Genomic DNA, 711 nt, shown 5'->3' on the forward strand with positions numbered 1-711 from the left:
GGCCGCGGCCGCCGCCGCGCACGCCCAGGCCGTGGGCCTCGTCGACGAGCAGCAGCGCGCGGTGCCGGCGGCACACCTCGTGCAAGGCGAGCAGCGGGGCCAGGGCGCCGTCGGTGCTGAAGACCGATTCGGTGATGACGACGGCGCGCTCTTCGGTGCGCGACCGCAGGGCGGCCTCGACGGCGTCGACGTCGCGGTGCGGGGTCACCACCACCCGCGCGCGGGACAGCCGGCAGGCGTCCACCAGCGACGCGTGCGCGTACGCGTCCGACACCAGCAACGCGTCGCGGCCCGACAGGCCGACCACGGCGCCCAGGTTGGCCGCGTACCCCGACGAGAACAGCAGGCCGGCCTCCGCGCCGGCGAAGCCGGCGAGCTCGGCCTCGAATTGCTGGTGCAGCTCGGTGTCGCCGGTGACCAGCCGGGACCCGGTGGCGCCCGCACCCCACATGCGCAGAGCCGCGACCCCGCCCTCGATCACGTCGGGATGTTGCGACAGGCCCAGGTAGTCGTTGGAGGCCAGGTCCAGCTCGGTGCCCACGGGCGGCCGCGGCCGCAGCGAGCGGCGCAGCCCGGCCTCGCGGCGCTGCAGCTCCACCGCCTCCAGCCACGCCAGCGGCGAGGCGTCGCTGGGTGCCTGGCGCCGGGCGTTCATGGACCTAGAGCCTACGAGAGCCGACCAGGCGGGCGACGTCGACCATCGCCGAGGTG

At 75.9% G+C, this 711-nt stretch carries 1 protein-coding gene; it reads right to left on the reverse strand.

Going from position 1 to position 711, the window contains the following annotated elements; all coding sequences use genetic code 11:
- A partial coding sequence (locus A5714_RS19600; RefSeq protein WP_156747404.1) for an aminotransferase class I/II-fold pyridoxal phosphate-dependent enzyme occupies positions 1 to 655 on the reverse strand: 655 nt, incomplete at its 3' end.
- Positions 656 to 711 lie beyond the last annotated feature (56 nt).

Origin of the sequence: Mycobacterium sp. E2462, assembly GCF_001672685.1 — a bacterium.
Lineage (GTDB): Bacteria > Actinomycetota > Actinomycetes > Mycobacteriales > Mycobacteriaceae > Mycobacterium.